The 6,372-nt window shown below is 44.6% G+C and carries 6 protein-coding genes; 2 read left to right on the top strand and 4 right to left on the bottom strand.

What is annotated here, in order from left to right:
* The 4 genes from K941_RS0108715 to grpE form a co-directional block, all read right to left on the bottom strand.
* Positions 1 to 244, bottom strand: a 244-nt coding sequence (locus K941_RS0108715) for a helix-turn-helix domain-containing protein (RefSeq protein ID WP_029103320.1), incomplete at its 3' end; no start/stop codon positions are given.
* 9 nt (positions 245 to 253) lie between these two features.
* The gene (locus K941_RS0108710) at positions 254 to 823 is read right to left on the bottom strand and encodes a hypothetical protein (RefSeq protein ID WP_029103319.1); all 570 of its coding nucleotides are present in this window, start codon (positions 821 to 823) and stop codon (positions 254 to 256) included.
* A 48-nt stretch (positions 824 to 871) separates the two neighbouring features.
* On the bottom strand, positions 872 to 2,785 hold the full coding sequence (dnaK, locus tag K941_RS0108705) for a molecular chaperone DnaK (protein WP_029103318.1): 1,914 nt from the start codon (positions 2,783 to 2,785) through the stop codon (positions 872 to 874).
* A 292-nt stretch (positions 2,786 to 3,077) separates the two neighbouring features.
* Positions 3,078 to 3,596 carry a nucleotide exchange factor GrpE gene (gene grpE, locus K941_RS0108700; protein WP_029103317.1) on the bottom strand — a complete coding sequence of 173 codons (519 nt, stop codon included), beginning with the start codon at positions 3,594 to 3,596 and terminating at the stop codon, positions 3,078 to 3,080.
* A gap of 397 nt (positions 3,597 to 3,993) precedes the next feature.
* Here grpE and rlmB point away from each other — a divergent pair, with 397 nt between their 5' ends.
* Positions 3,994 to 4,809, top strand: a complete 816-nt coding sequence (rlmB, locus tag K941_RS0108690) for a 23S rRNA (guanosine(2251)-2'-O)-methyltransferase RlmB (protein ID WP_084137723.1) — start codon at positions 3,994 to 3,996, stop codon at positions 4,807 to 4,809.
* 606 nt (positions 4,810 to 5,415) lie between these two features.
* Entirely contained in the window at positions 5,416 to 6,276 is an 861-nt protein-coding gene (locus tag K941_RS0108685) for an FKBP-type peptidyl-prolyl cis-trans isomerase (RefSeq protein WP_029103315.1), read from the top strand.
* Positions 6,277 to 6,372: the final 96 nt, after the last annotated feature.

The following is a 6,372-nucleotide window of genomic DNA, read 5'->3' as shown; positions in this document are numbered from 1 at the left end:
GTGTGCTTTCATGGATGCCAAAGTCAGCGGCTATCTGCTCATAGGTGCGATATTCTTTAAAATACTGTAAGGTTGCCATTAACAAATTGGGCATGCTGATTTTAAGTTTTCTACCGCCTCTTTGATGTACAGCAGCTTGTGCTTGCTCTAAACAAGCAAGCATTTCATTAAAAACCCTGCGTTCAATGCCAACTAAGCGTTTGAATTTGGTGTCGGATAGGTGTGTGGAGGCTTCATAGTTCATTGAGGTATTTTAGCATAGAATGGGTTTTGCAGGAGGTCTATTGTGAAAACGGTAGTTAATAAGCTCTATTGCTCTCCTGTTTTGGAAAAAATCCAATTTATCAACAAACTCTTCAACTATCTCTAGTGGTTCATCCTTTAATTTACCAGCTAGAACATCATTAACAGCCCTGTTGATATGTTTATATTTTTCTGAATGTTGGTGTTTTTGATTTTTTAAATTAAATAACAATTCTTGTGCAATAAACATTGCCATAAGAAATATCTTATCGTAGTAATAAGAACTGCGACTATCTTTATTATTTTTGATTAAATTAATATTAGGCAAGAAGTCTTCTAAAATGCCTTTTTCTATATCTGCCATGTAAGGAATCGCTTTTAAGAACTCTTCTTCCGTAGAAAAGTTATCATGAATAATTTGTAGTAAATTTGCAGATAATAGTAATTTTGTGCGTAATTGCCCGTCTTTTTCTTTACCAAGAGTTTCCAAAAAGTCTATTAAGGTTTGCTTATAAACGTTTGGTGAACTTGTGTCATTGTAAATTCCTTGTGTTTGTTTTAAACTTAAAACACCGCCCAATCAAATTGAGCGGTGTTCTTTTGTTTTTTGGCAGTTACCAGTCGAAGATTATTTATCATCTTTAACTTCGGTAAACTCAGCATCTACCACGCCGTCATCGGCAGGTTTGGCTTGCTCTTGTGCTTGACCTGCGTCCGCACCGCCTTGGTCAGTGCTATAAATCTTGGTACCGATTGGCAAGAATGCGTTGTCAAGGGCTTCTAGCTTGGCTTTGATTGCGTCCACGTCATCTTCTTTGGTCGCAAGCTCTAGCTCGCTGATTGCCGTTTCTACCGCTTGTTTTTCTTCATCGGTGGCTTTGTCGCCATTTTCTTTTAGGGCTTTTTGCACCGCACTGATGCGACCATCTGCTTCATTGCGTGCATCTGCAAGCTCGGCAAACTCCTTGTCCGCTTCAGCATTGGCTTCGGCATCGCGCACCATTTGTTCAATCTCTTCGTCCGTCAAACCGCTGTCGGCTTTGATTTGGATAGATTGTGATTTGCCTGTGCCTTTGTCCTTAGCAGAGATGTTCATGATACCGTCTGCGTTGATGTCAAAGGTAACTTCAATCTGTGGCACGCCACGGGGTGCAGGCGGAATGTCGGTTAGGTCAAAGTTGCCCAAAAGTTTGTTTTGGCTCGCCACTTTACGCTCGCCTTGATACACCTGAATGCTTACGGCAGGTTGGTTGTCGGCAGCGGTTGAGAACACTTGTGATTTTTTGGTGGGAATCATCGTGTTTTTCTCAATGATTGCCGTCATCACGCCACCCATGGTCTCAATGCCTAGCGTTAGCGGAGTTACATCAAGTAGCAAGACATCTTTTTTGTCGCCCGCAAGTACCGCCCCTTGAATCGCCGCACCGATTGCTACCGCTTCATCAGGGTTCACGTCTTTTCTTGGCTCTTTACCAAAAAACTCTTGCACTTTTTGCTGTACAAGTGGCATACGGCTTTGACCACCCACCAAAATCACGTCATCAATGTCGCTAGCCGATAGACCTGCATCTTCTAGGGCGATTTTACATGGGGCAATCGTGCGAGCCACCAACTCTTCGGTCAAGGCTTCTAGTTTGGCACGGCTGATTGTTACTACCAAGTGTTTTGGGCCTGTAGCATCTGCGGTGATGTACGGCAGGTTCACTTCGGTAGACGTTGAGCTTGACAGTTCAATTTTGGCTTTTTCGGCAGCTTCTTTTAGGCGTTGCATGGCTAGCGGGTCGCCTTTTAGATTGACGTTTTGCTCTTTTTTGAACTCGTCCACAAGGTAGTCAATCAAAGCAATGTCAAAGTCTTCACCGCCTAGGAACGTATCGCCGTTGGTAGATAGCACTTCAAACTGCTGTTCGCCGTCCACGTCCGCAATCTCAATGATAGACACGTCAAAGGTACCACCACCTAAGTCATAGACGGCAATGGTGCGGTCGCCTTCTTTTTTGTCAAGACCAAAAGCAAGGGCGGCAGCGGTTGGCTCGTTGATGATACGCTTGACATCAAGCCCTGCGATACGTCCTGCGTCTTTGGTGGCTTGACGCTGGGCGTCGTTAAAATAAGCAGGCACGGTAACGACCGCTTCGGTAACACTCTCGCGCAAATAATCTTCGGCGGTTTTTTTCATTTTTTTCAAAACTTCGGCAGAGATTTGTGGCGGTGCTTGTTTTTTACCGTTCACTTCTACCCACGCATCGCCATTGTCAGCTTTGACGATTTTGTAAGGCACAAGACCGATGTCTTTTTGAACCGCTTGTTCGTCATAACGGCGACCGATAAGACGTTTTACGGCAAATAGGGTGTTTTGTGGGTTGGTAACTGCTTGGCGTTTGGCAGATTGACCGACTAGGGTCTCACCGTCTTTGAATGCCACGATAGAAGGCGTGGTTCTGGCACCCTCTGCGTTTTCAATGACTTTGACGTTGCCATTTTCTAGGACTGCCACACAAGAGTTGGTTGTACCTAAGTCAATACCGATAACTTTACCCATAATTTTTCTCCGATTTGTTAAGTGAATTTTTGGCAAATTTGCAAAACAGTTTTGCCAAACTTGTCTGTTATATTTGTGTCAAATTTGTATTTTCAAGAGAAATTTTTTAAAAATTTTAAAATTTATTTTGTTAAAATTTTGTGTTAATGCCTTGAAAATATTGGATAAATCCATAGGGGAATGGTTGTTTAAAATACATCATTGTAAGGTGCGTACAACGCACCAAATCAACGCTCAAATTTTAAAAAACGGTGCGTGATACGCACCTTACAAATTTCCCTATGATTTAAAATCATGCCCCCACCAGCACAATCGCAGGACGAATGGAGCGTTCATTTAGCGTATAGCCTTTTTGTAGGACTTGCCCAATGGTGTCTTTTTCGGCATCAGGGAAAACGCCCACCGCCTCGTGTAGGTCGGGGTTAAATGCCTCGCCTACCTCGCCCACGGCAACCACGCCGTTTTTTTCAAGCGTGCCAAGCAAGGATTTGTGCGTTAGGCGAAGTCCTTCCAAGACACTCTCGTCCGCCCCTACTTTCTCGCTTGCCTCCAAGCCTCGTTCTAAGTTGTCCACCACATCAAGAAGTTCTTTGGCAAACTTTTGTAGGGCAAATTTTTTGGCTTTTTCGGTTTCTTGTTCCATACGACGTTGGGCGTTGTAGGACTCGGCATTGGCACGAGCCTGTGCTTCTTTGGCATCGGCGACCTCGGCTTCAAGCGTTTCAATGGTGGCAATCAGCTTGGTAAGCTCGTCCGTCTGTGCCTGTTCGGTTTGCTCGTTTTCGTTTAGGATTGGCTCTTTCTCGCTCATGGTGTTCTCCAAATGGGATAAAATTCCCCTTATTGATAAAGGTTATGGGGCAAAATTTCAAGGGATAATGTCGGTTTGGGCAAAAATTTTGTTATAATGGGGGAGAATGCCAACGTTGGTGGATTTGTGATTTTTATGGTGAAGTAACTCTAATTTGTACCAATTCCACATTTTTAAAACAATACCTTTGTAGGGGCGTGCTTTCCACGCCTGTTGGTGCATTTGAAACTAGACAACCATAAGTTAAAACGCAAAATTTTAAAATAAACGTGTGGGGGTAATTTATTCGCCTAAAAATCAATACTTTATCGCAAGGCAAATGTAATTTGCCCTTACAAGTCGCCAACGGCATAACCTAAATTCATTTCCCTTTACATACCTTATCTTGGAAACCCCCATGACCACCCAAACACCCTTTAAAAAAGACCCCAAAAAAGACCTTCAAAAAAACAAAAAACCCAAAAAACCCGCCATGCCCCATTTTTATGGCATTCACGCCATTAAAGCGATTTTAAACACTCGCCCAATGGATGTCAAAGCCCTATTTGTACAAAGTTATGACAATCATCACAATGATAACCACGATGAGATTATCGCCCTTGCCACATCGCTTGGCGTGTCGGTGCAAACCGCCCAAAAAGACACATTGACCGAACTGTGTGGCAGTCCCCAACATCAAGGCGTGGTGCTGTCGGCACGCTCTCGCCCCCTGCTGGACGAAAGTGAGCTTGATGGTCTGGCAGGGCAGGATAATGCGGTGTTTTTGGTGTTAGACCAGATTACCGACCCGCACAATTTTGGGGCGTGTCTGCGGACGGCAAGTGCCATGGGCGTAACGGCGGTCATCGTCCCCCGTCATCAAAGCGTGGGACTGACCCCCACCGTTGCCAAAGTCTCGGTGGGCGGAAGTGATGCCGTGCCTGTGGTTGCGGTAACTAATCTGGCACGGTGTTTGGAGAAGTTAAAATCGGCAGGCGTGTTTGTGTTTGGCACAGCTCTTGATGAGAGTGCCAAGCCCTTGCAGGCGTGTGATTTTGGCGGAAAAGTCGCCATTGTGATGGGCTCAGAAGGCGATGGCATGAGACGGCTGACAGGCGAGCTGTGTGATACGCTGGTTTATATCCCCATGACCGACAGCCCCGACCGCCCCCAGAGTCTTAATGTCAGCGTGGCGACAGGTATGGTGCTTTGGGAGGTGTTTCGGGGGCGTTAGGATGGGGCGCTGATTTTGTTTGACATTGTTAATTAACCACACCTTTGCATAGATGTGTCAGGGCAAACCACATTTGCCCTGTGAAAAATATGAATGTATTGCACATTTATAATAGACTTCCTGCAAAACCCAAAAATAAGGAAAACCGTTCGTGGTGAGCTTGTCGAACCATAACGGTTTTCCGCTACCCCTCAACAAGCTCGGGGCGAACGGAAAACCTAGTTTTGCAGGAAGTCTAATGTAAAAAATTATCTTAATTGGCTAATGCCTTGCATTTTTAAAAAACGCCTATTTGCCAATTACCGAATCCAAAATCTACCCTTATTTATCCAATCACCCCACCCCAACTTTGTCTTTCATAAAAAGCATAAAAGACAGATAAAGTAACAATAATCATACCTAAGCGTTTTATATCATTAAAAATTTTTTGCAATCATAATAGCGATTTCTATGTTTTTTTGGTATGATATGCCGTATTTTTTCGCCAAGTGATTTTGTAAGCAATTTTTTAAGCGATTTTGGGTGTCGGACAGTTAGCACGCCCATTTGATGACTTTGCCAACATTTACTAACGGCGTTTTATTTTTCAAAATAAAGAGACACACAATGAAAACCACACGCACCACTTTTTTGATGACCGCCCTAATGGCGTCCATGCTTGCCCTAACAGGCTGTAACAAAGAGGGCAATACTGCCAAACCTGTCAGTACCACAAACATCAGCGAACAAAGCCCTGAAATGGACAAAATCAGCTACATCTTGGGTCATGATGCAGGCAGAAACCTAAAAGAAATGGATGGCGAGATTAACCCAAAAATCATCGCAGCAGCACTCTCTGAAGGCTTTGAAGGCAAAGAGAGCAAATTTACCGATGAGCAAGCTCAGGCGATTTTTGAGGCTTATCAAAAACGCAAAGAGGCAGACGCGGTCAAAGAGCTGGAAACCAAAGCCAAGACCAACAAAGAAGCAGGAACAAAATTCTTAGAAGAAAACAAAGCTAAAGAAGGCGTAAAAACCACACCGTCAGGACTACAATATAAAGTCATCACCGAAGGTACGGGGGCTAAGCCTAAGGCGACGGATGTGGTCGTTACTCACTATGAAGGTAAGACCATTGATGGCAAGGTCTTTGACAGCTCTTATGAGCGTGGCGAGCCTGCCCAGTTTGACCTAGGTCAGATGATTCCAGGGTTTAGAGAGGGTGTTCAGCTCATGCCTGCTGGCAGTAAGTATGAATTCTATATGCCGTCAGAGTTGGGCTATGGCGAGGCGGGTTCACCGCCAGTCATTGAACCAAACAGCGTGCTGATTTTCACCGTTGAGCTACTAGACGAAGCCAGTGCCAAAAAGGCAGCTGCTGATGCCCAAGCCAAAGCCGAAGAGCAGATGGCAGAGATGATGAAGCAGTTAGAAGCACAGGCAGCCCAAGGCGAGCCAAAGGCGGAAGCTGAGCCTGCTAAAAAATAACACCAACATGGGTGACGCCGACCCAAGCAAACCAAGTGCGTCGTGACGGACTTGGTTTTTGTTTTTATCAGACTGATTTTAAACCAAATACCTAAA

The organism is Moraxella caprae DSM 19149, assembly GCF_000426885.1.
Taxonomy (GTDB): domain Bacteria; phylum Pseudomonadota; class Gammaproteobacteria; order Pseudomonadales; family Moraxellaceae; genus Moraxella; species Moraxella caprae.
The sequence above is the reverse complement of the archived record's forward strand: the minus strand, read 5'-3'. Positions and strand labels throughout refer to the sequence as shown.

Excerpts from the sequence above, each read along its gene's own strand:
- dnaK (WP_029103318.1), bottom strand. The coding sequence starts at position 2,785 with ATGGGTAAAGTTATCGGTATTGACTTAGGTACAACCAACTCTTGTGTG.
- grpE (WP_029103317.1), bottom strand. The coding sequence starts at position 3,596 with ATGAGCGAGAAAGAGCCAATCCTAAACGAAAACGAGCAAACCGAACAG.
- rlmB (WP_084137723.1), top strand. The coding sequence starts at position 3,994 with ATGACCACCCAAACACCCTTTAAAAAAGACCCCAAAAAAGACCTTCAA.
- K941_RS0108685 (WP_029103315.1), top strand. The coding sequence starts at position 5,416 with ATGAAAACCACACGCACCACTTTTTTGATGACCGCCCTAATGGCGTCC.